Source organism: Leptolyngbya sp. NK1-12 (assembly GCF_032598965.1).
Classification (GTDB): domain Bacteria; phylum Cyanobacteriota; class Cyanobacteriia; order Elainellales; family Elainellaceae; genus Elainella.
Map to the genome: position 1 here is coordinate 2,036,204 of NZ_CP053586.1, position 23,368 is coordinate 2,059,571.

Annotated in this window: 20 protein-coding genes and 1 tRNA gene; 12 read left to right on the top strand and 9 right to left on the bottom strand. The window is 52.6% G+C overall.

Going from position 1 to position 23,368, the window contains the following annotated elements:
• Positions 1-29: 29 nt before the first annotated feature.
• Both HJG54_RS08335 and HJG54_RS08340 read right to left on the bottom strand, forming a co-directional pair.
• A complete protein-coding gene (locus HJG54_RS08335; protein WP_316434409.1) occupies positions 30-1,283 on the bottom strand; it encodes a dihydroorotase in 1,254 nt (417 codons plus the stop codon).
• Positions 1,283-2,647: a histidine phosphatase family protein gene (locus HJG54_RS08340; protein WP_316435622.1), complete on the bottom strand. Its 1,365-nt coding sequence runs from the start codon at positions 2,645-2,647 to the stop codon at positions 1,283-1,285. Before HJG54_RS08340 ends, HJG54_RS08335 begins: the two co-directional genes overlap by 1 nt.
• Before the next feature lie 187 nt (positions 2,648-2,834).
• Here HJG54_RS08340 and HJG54_RS08345 point away from each other — a divergent pair, with 187 nt between their 5' ends.
• The gene (locus HJG54_RS08345) at positions 2,835-4,427 is read left to right on the top strand and encodes a CPBP family intramembrane glutamic endopeptidase (RefSeq protein WP_316434411.1); all 1,593 of its coding nucleotides are present in this window, start codon (positions 2,835-2,837) and stop codon (positions 4,425-4,427) included.
• A gap of 20 nt (positions 4,428-4,447) precedes the next feature.
• Here the strand turns inward: HJG54_RS08345 and HJG54_RS08350 are convergent, their stop codons facing one another.
• On the bottom strand, positions 4,448-5,818 hold the full coding sequence (locus HJG54_RS08350; RefSeq protein ID WP_316434412.1) for a polysaccharide deacetylase family protein: 1,371 nt from the start codon (positions 5,816-5,818) through the stop codon (positions 4,448-4,450).
• Positions 5,819-6,634: 816 nt separating this feature from the next.
• Between HJG54_RS08350 and HJG54_RS08355 the strand changes: the two genes are divergently transcribed.
• The 4 genes from HJG54_RS08355 (at position 6,635) to HJG54_RS08370 (ending at position 8,923) form a co-directional block, all read left to right on the top strand.
• Positions 6,635-7,279 (top strand): S-layer homology domain-containing protein, encoded by a 645-nt coding sequence (locus HJG54_RS08355; RefSeq protein WP_316434413.1) that lies wholly within the window; start codon positions 6,635-6,637, stop codon positions 7,277-7,279.
• 173 nt (positions 7,280-7,452) lie between these two features.
• Complete coding sequence (locus HJG54_RS08360) at positions 7,453-7,758, top strand: Mo-dependent nitrogenase C-terminal domain-containing protein (RefSeq protein WP_072009760.1); 306 nt, start codon at positions 7,453-7,455, stop codon at positions 7,756-7,758.
• 125 nt (positions 7,759-7,883) lie between these two features.
• Positions 7,884-8,693, top strand: a complete 810-nt coding sequence (locus HJG54_RS08365; RefSeq protein WP_316434414.1) for a hypothetical protein — start codon at positions 7,884-7,886, stop codon at positions 8,691-8,693.
• 23 nt (positions 8,694-8,716) lie between these two features.
• Positions 8,717-8,923, top strand: a complete 207-nt coding sequence (locus tag HJG54_RS08370; protein WP_316434415.1) for a DUF1049 domain-containing protein — start codon at positions 8,717-8,719, stop codon at positions 8,921-8,923.
• Positions 8,924-8,952: 29 nt separating this feature from the next.
• On the opposite strand, the gene HJG54_RS08375 is transcribed toward HJG54_RS08370, so the two are convergent.
• From HJG54_RS08375 to HJG54_RS08385, 3 genes are all read right to left on the bottom strand, one after another.
• Complete coding sequence (locus HJG54_RS08375; protein WP_316434416.1) at positions 8,953-9,936, bottom strand: hypothetical protein; 984 nt, start codon at positions 9,934-9,936, stop codon at positions 8,953-8,955.
• 164 nt (positions 9,937-10,100) lie between these two features.
• Positions 10,101-11,024 carry a hypothetical protein gene (locus HJG54_RS08380; protein ID WP_316434417.1) on the bottom strand — a complete coding sequence of 308 codons (924 nt, stop codon included), beginning with the start codon at positions 11,022-11,024 and terminating at the stop codon, positions 10,101-10,103.
• 317 nt (positions 11,025-11,341) lie between these two features.
• Entirely contained in the window at positions 11,342-12,016 is a 675-nt protein-coding gene (locus HJG54_RS08385) for an Npun_F0813 family protein (RefSeq protein ID WP_036003637.1), read from the bottom strand.
• 287 nt (positions 12,017-12,303) lie between these two features.
• On the opposite strand from HJG54_RS08385, the gene HJG54_RS08390 reads away from it, so the two are divergent.
• Both HJG54_RS08390 and HJG54_RS08395 read left to right on the top strand, forming a co-directional pair.
• Positions 12,304-12,376 (top strand) — tRNA-Arg (locus HJG54_RS08390).
• A 129-nt stretch (positions 12,377-12,505) separates the two neighbouring features.
• A complete protein-coding gene (locus HJG54_RS08395; RefSeq protein WP_316434418.1) occupies positions 12,506-13,438 on the top strand; it encodes a carbonic anhydrase in 933 nt (310 codons plus the stop codon).
• A 26-nt stretch (positions 13,439-13,464) separates the two neighbouring features.
• Here HJG54_RS08395 and HJG54_RS08400 read toward each other — a convergent pair whose 3' ends face one another.
• Together HJG54_RS08400 and HJG54_RS08405 are read right to left on the bottom strand one after the other, a co-directional pair.
• A complete protein-coding gene (locus HJG54_RS08400) occupies positions 13,465-14,508 on the bottom strand; it encodes a DUF1611 domain-containing protein (RefSeq protein ID WP_316434419.1) in 1,044 nt (347 codons plus the stop codon).
• Positions 14,495-15,547, bottom strand: coding sequence for a dipeptide epimerase (locus HJG54_RS08405; protein ID WP_316434420.1), 1,053 nt, complete (start codon positions 15,545-15,547; stop codon positions 14,495-14,497). Before HJG54_RS08405 ends, HJG54_RS08400 begins: the two co-directional genes overlap by 14 nt.
• Before the next feature lie 287 nt (positions 15,548-15,834).
• Between HJG54_RS08405 and HJG54_RS08410 the strand changes: the two genes are divergently transcribed.
• On the top strand, positions 15,835-16,593 hold the full coding sequence (locus HJG54_RS08410; protein ID WP_316434421.1) for a glycosyltransferase family 2 protein: 759 nt from the start codon (positions 15,835-15,837) through the stop codon (positions 16,591-16,593).
• A 95-nt stretch (positions 16,594-16,688) separates the two neighbouring features.
• Complete coding sequence (locus HJG54_RS08415) at positions 16,689-18,557, top strand: glycosyltransferase family 39 protein (RefSeq protein ID WP_316434423.1); 1,869 nt, start codon at positions 16,689-16,691, stop codon at positions 18,555-18,557.
• Between the two features lie 216 nt (positions 18,558-18,773).
• Here the strand turns inward: HJG54_RS08415 and HJG54_RS08420 are convergent, their stop codons facing one another.
• Positions 18,774-19,181, bottom strand: coding sequence for a VOC family protein (locus HJG54_RS08420; protein ID WP_316434424.1), 408 nt, complete (start codon positions 19,179-19,181; stop codon positions 18,774-18,776).
• Between the two features lie 22 nt (positions 19,182-19,203).
• On the opposite strand from HJG54_RS08420, the gene HJG54_RS08425 reads away from it, so the two are divergent.
• The 3 genes from HJG54_RS08425 to HJG54_RS08435 all read left to right on the top strand — a co-directional run bounded on the left by HJG54_RS08425 (position 19,204) and on the right by HJG54_RS08435 (position 23,193).
• A complete protein-coding gene (locus tag HJG54_RS08425) occupies positions 19,204-19,920 on the top strand; it encodes a TIM barrel protein (protein ID WP_316434425.1) in 717 nt (238 codons plus the stop codon).
• 61 nt (positions 19,921-19,981) lie between these two features.
• Entirely contained in the window at positions 19,982-21,586 is a 1,605-nt protein-coding gene (locus tag HJG54_RS08430; protein WP_316434426.1) for an NAD(P)H-hydrate dehydratase, read from the top strand.
• A gap of 392 nt (positions 21,587-21,978) precedes the next feature.
• Positions 21,979-23,193: a glycosyltransferase gene (locus HJG54_RS08435; RefSeq protein ID WP_316434427.1), complete on the top strand. Its 1,215-nt coding sequence runs from the start codon at positions 21,979-21,981 to the stop codon at positions 23,191-23,193.
• The last annotated feature ends 175 nt before the right edge of the window (positions 23,194-23,368 follow it).

Sequence of the window (23,368 nt, forward strand, 5' to 3'; positions counted from 1 at the left end):
GAAAACGATCAGAAAACGGCCAAAAGTTCTCACCCGATAGTCCTCACTACCCGACCCTGAATCGTTTGCCCCAGCCAGGGAGTGTTGCTAGAGCGCGACTTGAGCGTCTGTGGACTGACTTGCCAAGCTGGCTGCGGATCAAACAGCACCAATTCGGCTCTTGATCCTGGCTGGATCGGCGCGAGTGGCTGCTGTAAACACTGGGCTGGCTGATTGCTGAGCCACCGCCACAACTCCAGGGCCGACCATTCTCCGGTTGCTACAAATCCTTGCCATAACAGAGGCAGCGCCAGCTCTAAACCAATTGCACCGGCAGGCGACTCTGAGAAAGCCACGGTTTTTTCTTCGTAGGTATAGGGGCTGTGGTCGATGGCGATGGCATCTAGCACCCCATCCTTGAGGCCCTGGATTAAGGCCGTCCGGTCTGCTGGATTTCCTAAGGGCGGCTCTAGATGCAGGCTGGGGTCGTAGGAGCGAACTGCCTGAATGTCCAACAGTAGATGCATCCAGGTGGTGCTAGCAGTAATCGGCAATCCGCGCGCTTTAGCGGCGGCTATTAATTCCACGGCCCGCGCCGTCGATACCCGCATCAGGTGCACTGGCGTGCCAATCATCCCTACACATTCCAGCAACGCTGCCAACGGAGCAGTTTCTGCCATCACTGGGATGCCTGGTAGTCCCAGTCGCATCGACTCTCGGCCTTCTCGCACCACGCCATTCCCTGCCAGCGCCCGGTCGCAGCACCACAGGGCAATTGGTTTGCCCAATGCCTGCCCATATTCCAGGATCCGCCGGATCAACGCCCAATTTTGCAGTGGTTGTCCATCGGTAAAGCCAACAATATCAGTCGCAGCCAATTCTCCCAGCTCAACCATCTGGTCGCCCTTTGCCCCAAGGGTCAACGCGCCCCAACAGCGTACCTGAGCCACCTTATTACTAAGTTGAGCACGCACCCACTCCACCGCTGCCGGATTGTCGATTGCCGGTTGGGTGTCGGGGAGTAGATTGAGCCGCGTGAAGCCGCCTGCTGTGGCTGCTTGCAGCAGCGAATCCAGGGTTTCTCGATCTTCAAACCCCGGCTCACCGGAATGGCTATAGAGATCGACAAGGCCGTGACCCAGTATCAAGCCTGTGCAGTCCTGAATTTTGGTGTCAGCTGAGGTTTCGTGGATAGCAGACTCAATGGCGACAACTCCACTAGCCTCAATCAGGACATCAGCAACCCGGTCGGTATGGGTTAGAGGATCGAGCAGTCGAACTTGTCGCAGCAATTCACGAGTCATCAGAGCGCTCCTGCCGCCGTTTTATCCAGCACACCACCACCCAGGTGACTAGTAATGTTCATCGCCTGAATCGCAGGTTTGGCGTTGATGCCATGGGGATAGTCAATCACCGTGACTGCGCCATTGCCCTGCTTAAAGGTCCAGAAATGCTCCGGTCCCTGACCAACGAGAGCACAGAGGAGAGCTTTATTGACAGCATCGTGAGCCACCACCAGCGTGGTTACCGGACGATCGCTGGTCTGCTCAGGCGTGGTTGCCACAATTTGCTGCCAAGCTTCGATGGCTCGCTGCCATACCTGCTGTAGATTTTCGCCTTCAGGCATCTGCACCGTTTCGGGTGCCCGCTGCCACTGTTGCAACTCTCCTGGATAGGCAGCTTCAATTTCCGCTTCTAGCTTGCCTTCCCAGAGGCCATGGCTAATTTCACACAGCAAGGAGTTTAGCTCCAGCTCTACGCCCGGATGGCGTTGCAAAATGATTTCGGCTGTTTCTTTGGGGCGCAGCATCGGGCTGCTCACGGCTCGGTCAATTGGGATAGCAGCCAAAAATTCAGCGGCTTCACGCGCCTGCACCCGACCCTGATCGTTCAGCGGCACATCAATTTGACCTTGAAAGCGTTTGTCGCGGTTCCAGTCGGTTTCACCGTGGCGCACCAGCAAAAAGCGGGGACCTCGCTCACCTTTACGCCGTTTAGGCAAGGGTTGACCCAGATGAGCTGTCAGGTTCAGGGATTCCATTTGCACCGGATCGCCCAAGCCGTCCGCAAAATTTAGCACCGAGATGCCGCAGTTGGATTGATTAAACGATTGGTAATGCTCTGGTCCCAAACCAATCGCCGTGTTCACCAAACTGCGATTAATCCCGCTATGAGCCACAATCAAGATCGTTTCGTTCTGATGCTTGGGTAACACCGCCTGCCAAAACCGCCGCGCCTGTTCATAGAGAGCCGGAACCGGATAAAACTCCTGCACGCCTTCGGGGGTTTCCATCTCCATCTTCAGTTCATGCGGAGCTTCCAACCAGCAGCGGTAGCCCTCTGGAAACTGTGCTGCTACTTCATCAAAGCCGAGTCCTTCCCACTCTAGCAGGTTAATTTCCTTCAAATCGTCCGAAAGATATAGGGCTGGCGGCTGGTGACCATTGGTATTGAAACTGGATAAAATCAGCTCTGCGGTTTCTTTAGCCCGCTGTAACGGACTGCTATAGGCAGCGGCAAAGCGAAGATCCTGCAATGCGGCTCCTACCTGCTGGGCACCCATGCGACCCGCTTCGGTCAAGGTAGACAAATCACAATGACCTTGGACTCTCCGTTCTACGTTGAACGTACTTTCTCCATGTCGAACCAGAATGACGCGAGTAACCAGGGTTCCGTCCTCCGTTGAAGCTAAACATTAGAGCTAAAAAATCAACAAAATTTTACCTCTTTTGGGAGAGGAACGGGGGAGATAGGAGAGAAGGCTCAAGACAGCTTCATGCTTCTGTCCGGTAGATACGAAACGATTGATGCGAAACTATACAAGGAGCGCAGTCCATAACATCTAGGGAAATGGGATGACCGTATCACTGAAACGTCTATTCTTGGTCGCCATTACGCTGTTAGTCATTCCCCTGCTGGGGTTATCGCTTTGGAGCAGCTTAACCGAACCGCAAATCACTGACCGGCTCCAGCTTTACCAAACTGACTTATTGCTGCATGTTAATGAGTTGCAGGTTGATGACCCTCAGGATGCGAATCTGCTAGCCGCTCGCAAGGCCGTTCTGGGTAATGATCCGCTCAAAACTGCGCTAGAGCAATACCAAGACGTGCGCCAGTCAGCTGCTACCAATTTGCAAAAGTTTCAACAGCAGCTTCCTGCACCTGCAGCTTCCGACGACCCGATTGCCGCACCCACGGCTCCCATTCCCTCCACTCAGGATAAACTCCAAAATAGCCAAACCCTGACCAACATTCAAAAACAGTCCGACCTGCTCCAGCAGTTGGACCTGCGGATTGGACTGCTACAGGCAGACCAGGACAATATTCAGCCAGCCCTCGCCACTTGGGCTAAGTTGACTCAATCCGGCAATCCCCCTAGTCAATCTGCTCAACTGGCGAATGTGCTGACCGGTCTCTGGAGCGAACCGCCCCAAATTTTCCCAAACGCCGAAGAGTTATTGCAAAAACAGCTAGAAGGATGGTTTCGCTACAAAGCCCTATCCCGACTGTATCAACTTCAGCAGCGTACCGAAGCCCTGAATACGCTGGAGGATCAGGAGCAGCAGGTCGCCCAACAAACCCTGGTAAAACTCGCCTTGGTGAGCACAGTACCGACTTTGGGAGCGGTTATTGGCGTGGCCTTGATCGTTTGGCTGAGTATCCGCTGGCTGTTAGGAGCCGGGCAATCCCGCGAAACCACCGGCAGTCTGGCGTGGCAAGTGCCCTGGGATTGGGAAGTGATTGCCTGGGTGCTGATCGTCGGGTTCTTCTTTGCCGGACAAATTGCCATTCCGGGACTATTGGGAATCGGCAGCCGCATTCTGAGTCAGGTGGGGATCAGTGCCTCTTTAGCCGCTGTGGGTGGACGAGCGAAGGCTTTCTACACGCTCACGTATTATTTGCTCATGGCTGGCACCGGGCTGTTTGTGCTGTATCGCGCGGTCAAGCCTTTTTCTCCTTTAGCCAATGACTGGTTTCGCCTCACGGGTAAACGGAACTGGTTTCTCTGGGGGCTGGGCGGCTATTTTGTGGCGCTGCCGCTGATGTTTGCAGTGTCGTTGGTGAACCAACAGTTTTGGCAGGGGCAGGGAGGCAGCAATCCACTGCTACAAATTGTTTTAGAAGAAGGCGATCCAGTAGCGCTGCTAATTTTCTTTTTCACAGCTGCTGTGGCCGCTCCAATTTTTGAAGAAACCCTGTTCCGGGGATTTTTGCTGCCGTCATTGACCCGGTATTTGCCGGTCTGGGGAGCGATTGGCGTCAGTAGTCTGATTTTTGCGACAGCCCACCTCAGCCTGTCAGAAGTACTGCCGCTGACTACATTGGGCATTGTACTAGGCACAGTCTACACACGCTCGCGGGGGCTGCTAGCGTCCATGCTGCTGCATAGCCTTTGGAACAGCGTCACAATGATTGGTCTGTTCATTTTGGGCAGCGGCGTTGAGTAGAAAATTCGGCTGAGGCGGCACTAACTGCGCAAAGCGTTTGCTTGAACCACCGCCACGGCTCGTCTGCGGAAAGGTAATTTGGTTTCTCGTGGCTGCGGCTGCGGTTCCTTTGGCTGCACAGCTGTCTGCATCGCTAACAACTGCGGCACGGTGACAAACCGATAGCCCTGCTGCTGCAAGGCGGTAATTAACTGCGGTAAGGCTTGTACCGTAGGCGATTGGTTCGCTGATCCTCGATCGTGCAGCAAAATGATTCGGCCAGAGCGGGTGTTTCGCAGCACATTATCCAGCAACAGCGGCGCAGCCACCAGCGAATCCTGCGAATCAATCGACCAAAGCATGACGGCGTACTGCTTCTCTTGGGCATAGGATACCAGTTCGTTATCAAGGCGTCCGTCGGCTGGGCGAAATAGGCCCGTCTTGGTTCCTGTGATCTCGTGAATTAATTTTGCAGTTCGGTCAATCTCCGCCTTCGGGTCAGCCGCTTTACCGTTCTCGAGGGTGCGGTTCCAGCCCCGATTACCAATCGCATGACCTTCCTCGACCATTCGCCGCGCCAGTTCCGGCTGAGACTTCAAATTAACGCCAGCAACAAAGAACGTGGCTGGAATGTTGTACTCCTTGAGAGTATCCAGAATCTGCGCGGTGGTTCCCGCCTGCGGCCCGTCATCAAAGGTGAGGGCAATTACCTTTTCCGTCTCTGGCAAATCGACGTGAGAGACCACCTGGCCGCGAAATCGCTCCGGTACAACAAAATTGGTGTATCCCGGCGGAGAGGGTAGCCGGAGCATTGGCTCAGAACGAGGCGGATTGGCAGCAGCAATCGCGTTACTGGCACTTCCTGCTAGCATAGGCGCATCTTTAGGGGCTTCTTGAGACCATAACCGTCCCATTTCTCCATAAAACAAGCGATAGCCGATAAAAAAGCCTGCCAAGGTAATGCTGCTCATGAATAGCGAGCGAAAGGTTCTGAACTTAAGCTGATTCATTGCCTGCTGGTGCCGCAGAGTCACTTGCTTAGTCCGCCGCAGTCGCGCCGTTGCCGGAGAATTGATTTGCACCGAAAGCTGCCACAATATTCTGGAATCACCCGCCACGCGCGCCACAATCCGAACCCCGGAAATTACTTCAGAGTTGAGCGTCCACAATCGGTAGCAAATGAATCGTACCAGTCGGTCTCGTAGCCGCAAACAAGCCTCCCGCTGACGCGGCGTGCGGAAATCAACCAAAATTCTCAAAAACCGATCGGTGGCAGGCAATACCTGCACATCCACGCCTTGCGGGCTGAGAAAACTGTTCATCCAGTAGGTCAGGGCGCGACAATTGCCCGCCTGAGCTAACTCAAGTAGGGAAGGGTGACGGGTAGATCCTGAAGTAGTTGCGTGAGCCATGCTGTCCTTAAAATCAAATGCAAAGAGTTCAACTGAACCATGAACCAACGAAAAATTTGATGATCGCAAATTCTACTCATAATCCTCAAAAAGATCTCCAAATCTAGAGTGCAACAAGCAAAAAAATGTTAAAAACATCCTATAAATAGCGCCTACTGAATTTTGGAGTGGAGGCTAAAAATATCGCTAGAACGGTGCTTAAAGGACTGCAAGACAAGGCTCACAGCTTTGCATAACTGGTGAGGGAGTGTAGTTAGCAAGCACTGGGATGAAACATTTCTGTCACGTTTCTTTATTAACCTGTTCATCAATCGTCACCAGGTTGTACCAGTTCTTAGTTTTGAGTTTTGGTGGCGTAGCCTGTGCGTTTGGCGATAGCCTGCTGTTGGGCATAGCGCATAGTTTTAAGTTACGGAACCTGCACAATCTAGCCTGTTGAGCTTGGTGATCTGTAGCCCAGTCAAAGGGAAATGGTTTACTGGCCTAGCTTCCGGCTCTTGTCTCCTGGCAATGCCACGAAGTTACAGCCCAGATAGTGGCACACAGGGTCTAGTCACAGATTGTGATCAACAGCCATAACCGAGACAAGAGCTGGTAGAGAAGTCTCTTACACTCTATTCCTCACCTGACCCACGTTCTCACTCATCAAGTTTTTTCCAAGTCACAGACTCGATCAACGAACAAAGTCACCCGTAGCTGAGTCTCAAATTACTGTCCTGCTACTGTCCTGTAGCCAGAAAAAACTGTCCTACAACCAGAAAAATCAGGAGCATCTCTACTGGCGGTTGCAAACGGTGTGTTAAAGGAGTGGTGCATATGAAGAAAGAGCGGTTTCTCAGTGCTCTATCTTTGACCCTGTTGCTCACCAGTCTCAGTGCTGTAGCTCAGGTTCAACAATCGGTTGATCCGATTGCAGAGGTTACTGCCGCCGGCTGGATGAGTGCGTATCCAGATGGCAAATTTCATGGAGATGTGGTTTTAAGCCGCGCCGAACTGGCTAGCATTTTGGTCAAGGCGTTTCAACTCGATCGGCGTCAAGCGCTAGCTGAGCCAATTCAGCTCCAGGATGTGCCAAAAACCCATTGGGCTTATAACGACATCCAGACTGTTCTGCGCAATGGCATCATGGCGGGCTATCGGGAAGGCCGCTTTTTCCCGGAGCAGCGGGTTACGCGAGCAGAAGCGTTTTCCATCATTGCTCAGGCCCACGGCGTCTTTCAGTTTCCTGAGGACACTGTCAGCCAAATTTTATCGGCCTATCCCGACGCGGCTGAAATTCCCGTTTGGGCCAGAAAATCAATGGCAACGGCGCTTTATGAAGGGTTTGTCAACCTTCAGGCTGACCAGCAAATTGCACCTCTTGCTCCGATGACACGGCAGGATGTTGCCCACGCACTTAGTGTATACTTACGACGGCAACAGGCCCCAGCCGATTTACCCTGGCCCGCCAGTCCTCTCTGAACTCTGAGGCCACAACTCATCAGCCCAGATTTCATCGAACTTTAGCGAAATTTCAGCAGGATTTGCCCTTCCCTTAACCTACAATAGCGATCCCCTGCCTATGCTAGAGGCAACCCAGCTACCCAAAGTGCGACCTTTCGGTCGTTCCGTCTGAAAAGTTAGAAGGTGAAATCATGTCCACCTTGTTCGTATTCCGTTCACTGCTTTCCCAAACCTCTCCCTCCAACCCGTTACAACCCATTCGTCGCTGGATTGATAGCTTAGAAGTCCGCAATGTCAAGACCGCCCGCTGGATCGCTAAATTGATCCCGGCCCAATGCCCCTTCGAGCGAGATGTTAAACTCCTCGGTCGCACAATTGCTCATATTCCCCCTCTGTGCAAGCTCAATCCCCTCTATGAACAGTTTGTAACGCTACGATTTAGAGCACTCTGCTATCTGGCAGATGAATGTGGGGAAGATATCCGTTCCTACTGTTAGTTCTATTAGTCCTAACTGTCCTAACTGTTAGTCAACTCGTCAACCTCCTGGTAGTCAGTCTATTCATTGCCATTCCTTCCATCAAAAAGAGTGGCGATCCGACTTCTAGAACCGTTAAGTTAGGGATGGCAACTGTCTACGCTACCTCTGTAATCGTGAGTGTAGCTGCTGAGAGTTCGCCTCCCTTAGTTTTAGCTGGACAATTGATGAATTTGTTTGTGAAACTCCGCTTTGTCTTGGTGAGTCTGCCGCTGCTAGCAGGCTGTAATGGGCCTCAGCCATCCACGGTCGCCGAATCCCCTACACCGACCCCAACCATCAGCCCCAGCCCCGCTCCAGCCACACCTCAAAGTCAGCCAGACCAATCCCCCGCCACTGTCGCCAGTGAGACTGAAGATCGGCTGATCTCTCCCAGAGGAATTGGCGCAGCCCAATTAGGGATGTCCCTAGGCGAACTGAAGCAAAAACTGGGAACTGAAGCCGAATTTACGGTAGAATCGCCCTTTATTGTGGACTTTGACGCAATTGCCGTGCGTCAGGCTGGCGAAGTGCAGTTTTATATTCTTTACCTAGCAGGTCAGTCGTTTACCGACCAAGATGTCATTCAGGGCATTTTGACCGACAATGCCAAATTTCGTACTGCCGAAGATGTCGGGCCTGGCACTTTGATTGCTGACGCGGAAGAAATCTACGGTAACGTCACATTGTCCTACAACACAGACAACGAATCGCGGGAATATGCTCGCTTTGCCAATCAACCGGCTGGCAATCTGTCCTTCAGTACCGGTAACGGCAACGCTTCCTTAGCTGGGATCTATGCTTCGCCCACCAGTGATTACAATGAAACAGAGCAATTCAAGCCCGATGCTGCAATTCAATCCATTCTGGTGGTGTGCCTAACAGAAGACTGTGTTCAAACTTCCCCTAGCAGTTAACGAAAGAGTTAACTCTGCAGATTATGTCTCAGTTTTTCACTTCACTAGTTCTAGCTATCTGGATTAGTGCGATCGCCTTAATCGCAATCCAGAACGCCACTCCCATTTCTCTCCAATTTTTGAACGTCCAATCGGTTGAAATCCCGCTGGGGCTAATTCTAGCTTTCAGTACCTCGCTCGGTCTGATTGGGTCAGCCTTGGCAATTGGCATTTGGCGCTCTGGAAGCTAGCTCATTGACTACGGCTTTCCACTGCTTGACTACTGCAACGAATAAACCTGACCATCGATCAGCAGGTGGGTGATCCCCTTGGCCTGGAGGTAGGGGGAAACCTTCCGGAAAATGCGACCATCCGGCACTTTGATAATCCGCTGCATTCGTCTCAAAAACCGCTTTGCCACTCGATGATTATCAAAAATCGGCAGCGTTCGCTCCTGAACTTCGGCAGAAGAAATCTGCACCAGCTCCGAAAAATCCTTTAGAGGACGGGTGATCAGTTCCGATGAGCGATCGACCACCACGTAGCAGGTGCGAGGAATCAAGGCTTCAGTCAGGGGCAGAATTTGCAGTTTACCAGCGGGCTGTTTGGTGCCCAGGCTCACCAAGTCATCTTCCCCGTCTAATTCTGCCTCGTCAAACTCGTCATCGTCGAGGTCATCTTCTAGGTCATCGAGGTCGTCTTCTAGATCTTCGTCAAGGTCCTCGTCTAGTTCCCCATCTAATTCATCCTCTAGTTCATCCTCGTCCAGCTCTTCCTCAAATGCCTCAGCCGCAACCAGCGAAGCTTCTTGAACCGGGTCAAGACTTTCGGGCTGTAATTCTAATTCGCTGAGTTTTTTCGCGCCTGGAGCCAGATCGAGTTGGGAAAGATGGGCTGCAGAGGCAGCAAGCTGTTCTGCTGAGATCATGCCGGCTGTAGACCGTTTGCGCTGACGCCGTTGGGGACTGCCCACCACCTGCTCCGGCTCCGCAATCACGGGTTTGGTCCGTATTTCCGGCACTAGCAACTCCTCAGACAGACCGGGCAGCATGTCTTGGTCTGGTGACAGCCTGCCTGTCCCCTGTCGCTTCTTCTGCACCAAGGATTCATACTCCTGTTCCGGTAGACTCTGCTTCAAAATCCGGCTAATCGTACTGGTGCTGACCCCATACTGGGCCGCCAGCGACACGGTCGTCTCATCCGAGTGCCGATAGCGATCAAGAATTTCTTGCTTATCCAAATCAGACAATTTCTTAGCAGCCATGCCGGGAGTTCCAAACAGCGATGTCGTCAGCTCTCAAATTGTAGCAAGCACAACAGCGTGCCTTCCGCTTATTTCCAGCTTGTACTAACAGGTTTTGACAACTTTCTGACTAACTGCTGACAACTTTATGTCAAATTTGGCAATTCAGCGGCATGAATTAGTTTTTATGAGCGTCTACGTCGGGTTTGCCGCCGCGTGGAAAGGTCGTATTCCAGGGCCGCACCAATGGCAAATAGGCAACCGCTGAAAATCCAAAATACTTCCGGCAGAGCACCCGTTTGATAATCAGGAATGTAGTTGGTAGCGTAGTTGAACCAGATATCGGCGATATAGAAAGAGAAAGCCGCCAGAGCGATGAAGCGCCAAGAGAGCGAAAACCGTCCGCCCCAGAAGGCCAACAGCAGCGTTGAAGCCATTACCACCAAGATCACGTCTCCAATGATGTAAAGCCACTTCAAGGGAGCCGCAATCGGAGCGAGTTGTTCTTCCACAAACGTCACCCAGGTGGGAGCACCCGTCCCTGCCTCTGCTGGCACCTCAGGCACTAGTTCAGTAGCAGTGTCAAGAACTGCTATATCGGGCGGAGCCGTGGCCGAGATGATCGCAATCGCAACACCGCCAACGGCAATAATGGCTAGCAAAATCCACTGGAGAGGAGTCAAATTCAACTCTCTGGAAATCACTGCCCGCAACATACCCCAGCCCAGAAAGATGTAGGTGAGGATGAAAAATAAGTCACCCGGCGACACTTCCGGCTCTTGCCCCAGTGCCACCTCCCAGTAGGCCAGCAGCAAATTGCCAATAAAATAAGAAAACATCCCTAGCCCCAGAGCCAGCCAGACCGTACCACCGCTGACAATTTGACTACTGCGCCAATTGCGAAAGCACAAAACACCAGCGCCTAAAAACGCCATGTTTTCCATAATGTAGGTAATTTTTTGATACCATTCCGGACGCTCTGTCCCTGGCGCTGAAACACTAAATGTCAGGAAGAACAACAGAGCCAGCACTGCCCAAGCGGCAGCCGCCAAGACAACACTCTGGACTGATAGTAGGGACGGGCCACGCAAGGAGGTTTTCTTTTTCAAGGGACTGTTCCTCAAAAGGCTTTATATAGAGGGGGCACCAGGAACTGAACCACAAACCGGCCCAGGGACATGTGGCCAAAACTTAGACAGGCCATCAGACCGTTCCCAGCTAGCACCTAAGGCAAGGCAGTCAGTTTATGAAGCGCTCGCTAGCTTCACAGTGACTAGATTCAAAGCGAATAGAGGCTCGACAGTAGTCAATCATGTCTTGAGCATTACCCATTATGCCCAAAGTCGAAAAGCTAAATTCGTTTCCCGATCGGCTTTTGGCGAAAATTTAACCTGGACTGCCGATCGACTGCATCGCAGCCTGTTGACTACTGCCAAAGTTTGCCTGCTCCTGACCGCTTCAACCAAGTCAAAAAAAAGGCCCGTTCCTTTAACGGCATATCCTGTAAACTTTCCATTGCCCGCTCTACAAAATTACTATTGCCGAAATGCTGCTTCCCGAGGCGGTATAGTTCTTGCAGCAACCGATCGAGATGCACTTCTTGCCAAGCCGGAACCTGAACCAGGGCCAGTGGATCGGTCGTCAATAGTTGCTCTAACCCATCGGACGAATCTGCTTGAGGTAAGCGGTATTGCTGAAACACAGCCATCAGCTCTTTACGAAAGGCAGTGCTTTGCCTCGCACCCAGCAAATCCTCAATATCGATATACACAGCTTGCAGCAGTAGCAAACAAGCCTGCACACAGCAGGGCGGAATCACACCAGCCGTCTCCTGCACCTCTGCGGTCTCGGCATTGAGCTGTTCCAGCCGAATCTTACCCCAAACGCTGTATCGTTCTGGCTCTTCGAGTAAAACGCAGGCTTTGCCCCGGTTGTCGGTCAAATCTCGCCAGTAGGCGCGGGCTTCTTCTTCCTGAGCGGCATTGAACACGTTGATCAGACGAAACGTCTGTCCCTGATATTGGAGAATTGGAACCTGCTGATCTTTTTTGGGATGCTGAATGCTGTAGATCTCAACATCCTGCCGTTTCAAGATGAACATGGTGCGGTCAAGCAACTCCTAATCAGGATTGAAATGAGCCAGGAAATAAGCAGTTAATATCGGTGATATAAAGACTTGTTCCAGATGGTATGAGGTATAGATGCTATAGTGGTGCACGAGGGAAGCCAACCACACGGGGATTTGCCTCTAGGTTGCCCAAAATTTAGCCAAATTAGTCAAGTTTAGATTTAGTTGAGTTCAGATTAGTCCAGTTAAGTTAGTCAAATCATAACCGGCTAAACCATCACCAGCCTAGCTAACCTTTGACTGGTCGTCATCCTGATTCTGCTCCAGTAGCTCAGTGGATAGAGCAACCGCCTTCTAAGCGGTCGGCCACAGGTTCGAATCCTGTCTGGAGCGTTTGCATTGGTCTAGTCAAATGATCGAGTCAAACTTGGTCAAACCTCATGCAAAAAAGCGCTGTGATTTAAGCGAAAATACAGAATTGGGCTTCGGCATCAGGAAGCACCAGCGGAAGGAACGGTTGCCATGAAGAAATTAATCAAAGGACTGCGAGAGTTTCGGGCCAATTACGTTTCGACCCATCGGGAATTGCTAGAGCAACTTTCCCACGGGCAGAAACCACGAGTGTTGTTCATCACCTGCTCGGATTCGCGCATTGATCCCAACCTGCTGACCCAGACCGATGTAGGCGAGCTGTTTGTGATTCGCAATGCTGGAAATATTATTCCTCCCTATGGAGCGGCCAACGGCGGCGAAGGCGCTTCGGTCGAGTATGCGATCCATGCCCTTGGGATCGAGCAAATTGTAGTCTGCGGACATTCCCACTGCGGGGCCATGAAGGGGCTGCTGCAGTTGGGGAAACTCGAAGAGCAAATGCCGCTGGTCTATGACTGGCTCAAGCATGCCGAGGCAACCCGCCGTCTTGTTCTCGATAACTACAGCCACTACGACAGCGAAGAACTGCTCGAAGTGACGATTGCGGAAAATGTTTTGACGCAGATCGAGAACCTCAAAACCTATCCGGTGGTGCATTCGCGGCTGTACCAAAACAAGCTCAAAATCTACGGCTGGATCTATCTGATTGAAACCGGCGAAGTGCTGGCCTACGATCCCGAAAGTCACGCCTATCTGCCGCCTCAGAGTCAGCTCCCGGAGTACGAACTCGAAGAAGGACCACCTCGTGGCCAGTACCGCAAAACTCACGCACCTCCAGTAGCCTGCTCATTGCCATTTGCCGAGTCAGCCGAGCCGGTGATTTCGGGACCGGATGCTCTACGAGAATCGGAAGCAGCGTCAGAACCGCTGGAAATTCGTTCTAAGGCCGCAGCCCCTAACGGCAGGAATACAAAACCAGCAAACGCGCCAAACCGCGATCAGGCCGACCTGACACCGCTGTGGCTCTCACCAGAGCAAGCCGAACGCATCTACCGGGGTAGTACCAGTACCGCTAAGCGGTAGGAGTTCCGGTTTAGCATTGTATTCAATCAGCCCTTGAAAATTGCCTCTAGCAGTGGTTCGGCTCCAAATCGAATCGGATCGGTGCAGGGTAAGCCAGTTTCTTCCGCCGTTTGCTCGATTGCCTGTTGAGCTTCGGTGGGGCTGAGGTGGAAGGTGTTGAGCGCAATTCCAGCTACTCTAGCCGGGGCAAAGGCACCTCCAGCAGTAGCAACCGTTTCATACAGATCAATCACCTTCGGCAGCGGCGGAATCGTCACATGGGGAAAGCTCTGGATCTGGGTTTGTCCAGCTCGATGCACCAGGATCAAGTGGGTGGGTTGACTGCCGCGCATCAGCGGTAAGGTGGCCGTCGAGGCCGGATTGATGAACGAGCCTTGGCCTTCGATATGCAGAATGTCGTGATCGGCTCCGTATCGCATCACGATCTGCTCGACGGCTCCAGCCGCAAAGTCAATTCGCACTGCATCGAGGGGAATCCCATCGTGGCCCAGCATTAGTCCGGTTTGCCCAGTTGCCAAAAAGCGAGACTTGAGGCCGCGCCTCAGCGAGACCCGATTCAGCTCCAAACTGGTGGACATTTTGCCGACGCTCATATCGGTGCCCACCGTCAGCACCCGCAAACAAGGCAATAGCCGCGCCTGACCACTCCCCACGGTTAGACCCGCTGGTTCGCACCGCAGATCCCAGATCCAGCGGTTCGGATGCACCAGGGTTGCCAATTCTGGATCGGTCGCCATCAAGGTATGTAAGCCATTTACCACCGAAAGACCTGCGGCCACGGCTTGTTTCACTTCCTGCCACCAAGCGTCTGGTAAGGCACCGCCTGAGGGCGCAATCCCAATCACTAGGGCTGTCGGCTGATAGGCAAGGGCTGCTGCCACTGAAGCTACAATCGGAACTTGGCGCTCAATCCCAGTTATTTCCGGCAACGAACCACCTGCGCACTCGTGGTCAATCACCGCTACAATCGGCAACTCGCTGTAGCGCAACAGGGAGAGTCCGGTTTTGCCGCGAGACCCTTGAGTTCCTTCATGCAGCAAGATGGCAATGCGGTCGTCAGATGTTAGCACGCTGTACCCCCAGTCCTGGTAAATCGTTGGGCATGAGACAACCCGCCTGTAGCGATGCGCCCACGAACGGATCGTCCACTAGGTTAAGATGACTATCTAAATCTAGATGATCGGCATAGGCAGCGAGTTGGGCGGCGGCGGTGTTGGCTAAGGCACTATCGGAATAGCAGCCGAACATAATTTGCAGACCAAAAGCTTGGGCGGTGTGGACCATGCGCAGCGCTTCGCTGAGACCGCCCGATTTCATTAACTTAATGTTGATGCCATGCACCCGATCCGCTAAGGCCGGAATATCGCGGCTGGTAAAACAGCTCTCATCGACAAAAATCGGTAGAGGCGAGCGGGCATAGAGAGTAGGCAAATCGGCTTCCTGGCCGCAGGGCAACGGTTGCTCAATGTAGGTGACGCCCTGATCGGCCAACCAGTGGCTCATAGTCAGCGCATCAGCCAAGCTCCAGCCGCCGTTAGCATCAACGCTAAATTTCGCATTGGCGGGGGCAACGGATTGTACCGCCTTCAGCATGGCTTGATCCGCCTCAATACCTGCCGGACTGCCGAGTTTCACCTTCACGGCTTTTAGATCGGGCACCTGTTGCAGCCAGTTTTGCATCCGCTGTTGGGCGGCCTCTCGGCTGCTAATCCCAATCGTGACCGAGGTTGGACCAATCTGCTGCCGATCCAGTCCCCAAAGCTGCCAGAGGGGTAATTTCGCCTGTTTGCCTAACCAGTCATGCAGGGCTAGATCAATCGCCGTATGAGCCGCCGACAGCCGCAGTTTCGATGACAAGATTTGCTGGATCTTTTGTCGTTCTAGTGGTGAGTAAGGTTCTAATAACGCAGCCAGTGGCTGGAGTTCGGCCAGAATTGCCGCTGTAGATTGGGCTGGAGTAGCAACGGAGAACGGCGATGCCTCGCCCCAACCCTCGATGCCGTCCTGCTCGATCCGGACCCAGATATTTTCAGTTGCAGCCGTGGTGCCTCGGCTAATCGTCAGCGGTACTCGTTTATGCACCGCGAAGGTTTCAACAGCAATGCGCATGGGGTAAATACAGCCTCTGGCTCAGCTTATCAAGCTCAGTACTATAGAGTGATAGCAGCGAACTTGGCAACTCGTTCAGGTATCTGGCAACAATCCATGATATGATTCCCTCTAAACTTTCTGAAGGCGATTTAGACTACTTAAAGCTAGGCTGCTAGTTGAGCTATGTGTCTAGTTGAGCTATACAGCAAACGCTAGGGTTTCGCGAGCGACAGCGGTTGGGACTCGGTTGATAGGGTCAGTCCGCTTTCCAGGTAACGGTGGTGTGAGTGAGTCGGAGCAAATCCATGAAGTTATCAGTTGTTATCCCGTGTTACAACGAGCTGGGCACGATTGGCAGAGTGGTGCAGGCCGTCAAAGCTTCCCCGGTAAAAGATCTGGAAATCATTATCGTGGATGACTGTTCGACCGATGGTACTCGCGATCTACTGCATTCTGCGATCGAAGCCCAGGTGGATCAGGTGATTTATCATCCCAAGAACCGAGGCAAGGGAGCGGCACTACGGACCGGGTTTGCGGCGGCTACCGGAGATATTGTGGTAGTCCAAGATGCCGATCTGGAATATGACCCGCAGGAGTTTCCCGACCTGATCGCGCCGATTCTGGCCGGTAAGGCGGATGTGGTATTTGGTTCGCGGTTTGCCAGCGGGCGTCCGCATCGAGTTGTCTATTATTGGCACATGGTGGGCAACAAGTTTCTCACCACGCTCTCGAACATGTTTACGAACATCAACCTGTCGGATATGGAAACCTGCTACAAGGCATTCCGGCGCGAGGTGATTCAATCGATCCGCATCGAAGAAAACCGCTTTGGGTTTGAGCCAGAAATTACTGCCAAGGTAGCCAAAATGGGGTGCCGCATCTACGAAGTCGGGATTTCCTATTACGGTCGCACCTATAAAGAGGGCAAGAAAATTGGCTGGAAAGATGGATTTCGGGCAATTTACTGTATTTTGAAATACAATCTGTTCAGCAAACCCAGACCGATAGAAATCGATCCCTTTTCGGGTAGAACGCTTTACGACTCCCAAACCCTTTTGAAGTAGATGGGTATCAGTAAGCAGCTCCACCGTTGAGATCGGGCTGCTGAAATTGAGGTGCGCCCGTAAGCTGCAATTTTTGACAGGAGAGCATAGACAAGGTGAAGAAGTTTCCTGAAGCGGTCATTTGTCTATTGCTTTTTGCTGCCTGCGTGTTGGTTTACCAGCTCAACGGGCAGATTGGTCTTGCCTCGAATGACAACATTCCCCACACGCTGCTGGCCTTCAACTGGCTGGAAAACGGGACGCTCAACTTCGATAATTTCAGAGACAGTTATCTGTTTGTCGGAGAAACGAATACGCCTTACTATTTCTCGGAAGCGCCCAACGGTCATCTCACCTCGACCTACCCGATTGGCACCAGCATTGTCACCTTTCCGCTGTATCTGCTGTTTTTTATTTACCTGAAACTGGTCGGCTTGGTGCAGGCTCTGGGCGGTGACAGTTCGGCGCTGGCCCTCAACCTGACGGACGAAAGCTTTAATGAAACCAGGCATTTTTTCGGCAAACTAGCCGGCACTCTTTGTAGCGCGCTTTCAGTCGTTTTGTTCTACCTGAGTCTGCGGCTGAAGTTTAACCAACCCGTTGCCCTGCTCACAAGCTTTACCTACGCCTTTGCCACCACCACCTGGGCGCTGAACTCTCAAGATCTGCGGCAGCATACGGTTTCCAACTTACTGCTGACGGGCCTGATGCTGTGCCTGCTCAAAGCCAACCGTACTACAGGCCAGTCGCGCCATATTCTCCTAGTGGTGGCCGGATGCTTCTGCGGACTCTTGCCCAGCGTGCGGCTGACCAGCGCGATTTTTGCAGCAGCGGCAATTGTGTATAGCGTTTATATCTACCGCCGCGAGAGTATTTATCTGCTGCTGGGGCTGCCCTCGATTCTGCTGAACTGGATGTGGAACAGCTACTACTTTGGTTTGGCCAACTTTGGTCGGGGCGGTTACTCGCAACAGTTTGAGTCGGGAGCATCGTCCTACAATTTTTCGCCGCCGCATATCATCGAAGCCTTTTTTGGTCAGTTGATCAGCCCCAGCGATGGCCTGTTTATTTTCTCGCCAGTGCTGCTGTTAGCGATTCCCGGCTTCTATCTGGCATTTCGGGGCAGGACGGGAGCCGATGAGAAACTAGTGCTCTGTCTCGGCTTTGCCTGTATTGGGCTGTTTTTGCATTACTGCATCTATGCCCCTTGGGACGGCGGGGGAGACTCCTATGGGCCGCGCTTTCTCACTGATATTCTGCCGGTTGTCTGCTTTTTGGTGGGGTATAGCCTGGATGCCATCCTAGCCAAACTACCAGCCCGCTCGTTCCGGATCACTCCCCTACTGGCTGTTTTTTTGCTGACGCTGTTTCTCTCCACCGCCGTTCAATCCGTCGGAGCCTTTACCGATGTCTCTTGGGGCAAAGTGCCGTTGCCGCTAATCAACAACCCCCAGCGTCGCTGGTATCTCACCGATAGCCAAATCGAGCGGCATTCCAGAAATTTGATTGCCCAGATTGCCTCACCAATTCACGACTCAGAACTTTATTTGCAGCAGCTGAACGGCAAACTCGATCAACTCGAAACTATCAGACGCAACGGCACGATTGAAACGATTGGCGACCGCTGGACCGTGCGAACTGGGGCCAAACGAGTTCTGCGAGCCAGCTTGACGAATACGGGACAGTCCACGTGGTTCGGCTACCAGACAGGCTTAGAAGAACAGGGTGAAACCCGACTGTATCTGCGGATGTTTAACGCCGCCGGAAATCCGGTTCGCTTGAAACAAGATAATTTGTTTATCTCTGGCCGCCCCCAGCCCGGAGAGAGCGCTACTGCAATCGGGCAAATCATCGCGCCAACCAAGCCGGGAGACTATCGGGTTGTGCTGTGGCTGATAGCAGAAGGACTGGAAGAAGCCGTGGAAACCAAACCACCACTGCATGAATTCACCCTGACGGTGCTGCCGCGCCAAAAGAAAAACTGAGCCACACAAGTTCTTAGTTTTGAGTTTTGAGTTTTGAGTTTTGAGTTTTGAGTTTTGAGTTTTGAGTTTTGAGTTTTGAGTTTTGAGTTTTGTAAGTCCTTCGGACCGGCTTTACCAACGCGCAGCGTTTCCGTTCGCGCAGCGTTTCAGAAGGAAGAAGGAAGAAGGAAGGGTTTTGGATGGTGTGATCTATAGCTCGATTAGTAGGAAATGGTATTAGCGGTAATTAGAGATTTCTATCAAATTGCCATCCGGATCGCGCAGATAAATCGAATCCATCGGTCCAAGTGCTCCGGTGCGCGGCACAATCCCTGTTTCCAGCATCACCCTACAAGCCTGGATGTGCTCGATCACCTGGGACAACGGAGTTTGGGTGATAAAACACAGATCGGCTGAACCTACCGTAGGGTGGGCTGCCTTCGGCTCAAATTCCTGACCTGCCTGATGCAGATTCAGCTTTTGCTGCCCAAATTGAAGTGCCTTGCGATTCTCGCCAAAGGTGACTACCTCCATGCCTAAAACGGTGACATAGAATGCACAGGTAGCTTGAATGTCGCGTACTGTGAGCACTAGGTGATCAATCCGGTCGATGTTCATACACTCAAACTCAATGGCTCTACCCATTTTGGCTTACAACGAAGATTCTATGCCCCAGTCAACTCAGGCCAATCGGTTCTTAGCCGCTCGGCAGCATGACTTGGCGCTGGAAGTGGCGAATCGAGGGAAGTTAGCGATTGAGTCCTATTGGGCAGAAGTTGCGGTGACAACAGTACAAGCCTATCAAATGCATGAGTTTCATCCGCTGCATCCCGATCTGGAGCACCGGCAGCAAGCGATTCGGCATGGGCAGGAAACGCTAGCGCTAGCCGCCCAGCTCAAAGCACCGCGCATTCTCACCGTTTGTGGGTTCGGACAGGATATTGCCGATTCCCCGTTTGAACGCACGCTCGACTTTTTCGCAGAATTGGGCCAAGCCGCCAGAGAAAAAGGCATCGAAATCCTGATTGAACCCCTCAGCTCCAAACGGGCCGCTGCCATGACCGATCCGCACGAGATTGTCCACCTGATCGAAGCGCTACACCAGCCCGATGTATTTGCCCTCGCCCTCGACACTGGCCATTTACTGGATAGCGGCTTTGAGTTGAATCAGTTTTTTGCTCAGTGGCAATTTCCGATCCGCGAATTACAGCTCAAAGGACCAGCCTCCGCACCGCCGAATCCAACCCTGCCGCTGACGCAATGGCTACAATCGCTGCCCGCTTTGCCCGATGTCCTTTGTGTCGAGCATCGCCAGCCAGTTTCAGTAGCTGATTTTGAGCAAATTGTCGCTTGGCTGCGCCAGAGCATCGAAGTTCTGCTGTAGGTGGGACCGCTGTTGAGCCAAGAGTCGGGTATGGTGAAATGGAATTGCTTCAGTTCTGCTTATGGCTAGTTCCATTGCTTCTCGGTCCGCTCGCCTTCAGGGCTTTGTAGTCACGGCTGAGCAAATGACCCAAATCGAGTCACGGGTGTTTGCTGCCGGGATGCCGGTGGCGGCCTTGATGGAAAAAGTGGGCGGGCTACTAACCAACTGGATTCAGGCTCACTATCCACTCACTGCCATCAATCGGATTGGCGTTTTGGTGGGTCCGGGCCACAATGGTGGCGATGCCTTAGTGGTGGCGCGTGAACTGCACCTCAGGGGCTACGACGTAGTCCGCTACCAGCCCTTCAGTAAACTCAAAGACCTGACCCAAGCGCACGCTCAGTACGCCGATAGTTTAGGAATTGCCGTCACTCCGCTCGAAACCTTGCAGAACTGCGATTTAATCATCGATGGGCTGTTTGGGTTTGGCTTGACTCGCAGCTTAGAAGGTGAAATTGCCGCTGCAATCAATCAAATCAATCAGTGGCAGCGGCCGGTTGTCAGCATCGACTTACCTTCGGGACTGCACACCGACACTGGCGCAGTTATGGGAACCGCGATTCGGGCCAGCCACAGCCTTTGTTTGGGCCTCTGGAAGCGAGCCTTTCTCCAGGAAACCGGATTGGATTCCATTGGTGAGGCCGAACTGATCGACTTTGGTTTGCCGCTGGCTGATATTGAAGCCGTTTTAGGAAAACCAACCCTGCAGCGCATCACAGCCGATTTAGCCCTCAGCGGGCTGCCCTTACCTCGGTCGGCCACAACCCATAAATACAGACAGGGTCATTTGCTGCTGATCTGCGGTTCGCGTCAATATATGGGGGCTGCCATTCTAGCCGGACTTGCGGCTCGTGCCAGTGGTGTTGGCATGCTGACGATTGCCGTTCCCGAAACCCTGCGTCCGCTGCTGATTCCCCAACTGCCCGATGCCCTTGTCGTCGGCTGTCCCGAAACAGACAGTGGTGCGATTGCCGCTCTGCCCGAATCGATTGATCTATCCAACTATCACACGATTGCCTGCGGTCCGGGTCTGACAACTGCTGCCATTGCGGTGATCGAGCAAGTCCTGACCTCCGCTTGTCCATTGCTGCTAGATGCGGATGGCTTGAATGGTTTGGCGAAGCTCGGCCCCTCAGGACTGAAACAGCGATCTGCTCCAGCGATCTTGACACCCCACTTAGGCGAGTTCAAACGTCTGTTTCCCGACTTAGCCGACTCAATCGCGGATCGAATCGCGCTGGTTCAATCCGCCGCCCAGCAAGGCGGAGCCATTGTTTTATTGAAAGGAGCCAGAACCGCTATTGCCAATCCTCAAGGGCAGGTATGGTTAAATCCAGCCAGTACGCCTGCTCTGGCACGGGGCGGCAGTGGCGATGTTTTGACGGGTCTGATGGGTGGCCTCTTAGCCCAAGGTCAACAGCACGGTACTCCACCGGAAGCAAGTGTCTACAGTGCGGCTTGGTGGCACAGTCAGGCGGGATTGCAGGCGGCCCAACAGCGCACGGAGCTGGGAGTGGATGCCTCAACGCTGATTCAGTTTTTGATTCCAACTCTGTCTCAGTTCCAGGGTGATGCCGTCAAATCACCCGGTGAGGTGATCCAGAGAGGCGAAGTTCAGCCCTAGGTCGGCCTTCTAAAGTAAGGAAAGATAAGTGACGTTCATAACTAACCCAGCAGGGGCTGCTGGGTTTTTTGTTGTCAGTATTTGGCGGCAATGCCTTGAGTCACCCAGTCAGGTGAACCCAATAGACGAGCCTTAGTTCAACCAGGCAGATGAAGTACAACTCCAGGTCAGTCTCTTAGAGTAAGGAAAGATAAGTGACGTTCATAACTAACCCAGCGGGGGGCTGCTGGGTTTTTTCTTTTTTAAAATTCTGCCCAAAGCTCACACAATTCATCATCGACACTTTATATTTCTCCCCTCTGATTACACGGAGGCCAAATCAAGAGAATGATAGATTAGGGACGGCATCAAGAAATTCAACTAGAGTAATCCAACTAGGGGAAATAACTGTGGTGGTCACGGGACTGGGTGTTGTGATGAAGTTTGGTTTACTGGTAATTGCTCTCCTGCTATTAATTCCAAGCGCAGTCCTCTGGGTTGAATGTTTCGCTGCTTTGCTCCCAAATCGCCGAGCGGAACAACGGAGCAAGGCAAGACCCACAATCGCGGTTTTGGTACCCGCTCACAACGAGGCATTGGGCATTGCTCCTGTCCTGAAGCAGCTCCTAGCTCAACTGACGCCTACGGATCGGCTGATTGTGATTGCCGACAACTGCTCTGACGACACAGCTACCATTGCTCGCTCGGTAGGAGCTACAGTGATTGAGCGGCAAGATAGCGAGCGACGCGGTAAAGGCTATGCGCTGGATTATGGTCTGCAATTTTTGGCAGCGGCTCCACCCGATGTAGTGATTGTGGTAGACGCCGATTGTCTGGTGCAAACCGGAACGCTGGATCAGATTGCTGAAGCCGCTTTTATGTCTGGGCGTCCGACTCAAGCCGTGTATTTGATGGAACAGCCTGCTCAACCTCGGCCCAAGGATGCGGTTTCGGCCTTGGCGTTTCTGGTGAAGAACTGGGTCCGGCCTCAGGGCTTACATACCCTCGGTTTTCCGGGAATTTTAACCGGCACGGGCATGGCCTTTCCCTGGTCGGTAATTCGCAGCGTCTCGTTGGCTAGCGGCAACATTGTAGAAGACATGCAGCTCTCGATGGATCTGGCGATTGCCGGCTATCCCACTTTGTTTTGTCCAGAGACAAACGTGATTGGGCTGCTGCCTCAGCAAGAACAGGCGGCTAAAAGTCAGCGCACCCGCTGGGAGCACGGCCATCTGCAAACGATTCGCTCCCAGGTGCCCACTTTGCTTAAAGCAGCGATTCAGCAACGGCGTTTAGATCTGTTAGCGATTGCCCTCGATCTGTCAATTCCGCCCTTGTCATTGCTGGTGATGCTGTGGGTTGCTTTTACGGCACTGATCGGATTAGCAGGACTATTGACCGGCTTCTGGTTGCCCACTGGAATATTGCTGCTGGCCGGGCTGATGATTTTCACTGCCGTCTTAGCAGCTTGGTTGAAATATGGTCGCACCAATTTACCTGCTGCGACTCTATTGGCAGCTCCATTCTATATTCTCTGGAAAATTCCACTCTATTTTGCTTATCTCATCAAGCCCCAAACCCGCTGGGTTCGCACTAGCCGTGATCCGGCTGATTTGTCCAAGCCATAATCGTTGGATGTGAAATGACTAAATCACAGTCAATAGATAATTGCCCATAACTAGTAGAAATGAGGCTGCCATTTTTTAGCTCTATTTTAAAAATCCACTTGCCATTGTTCTTTGATTTGGCTGATCTATTCGTCTGTGATTCAACTGTTCCCTATTAATATTCACTTTATGGTCT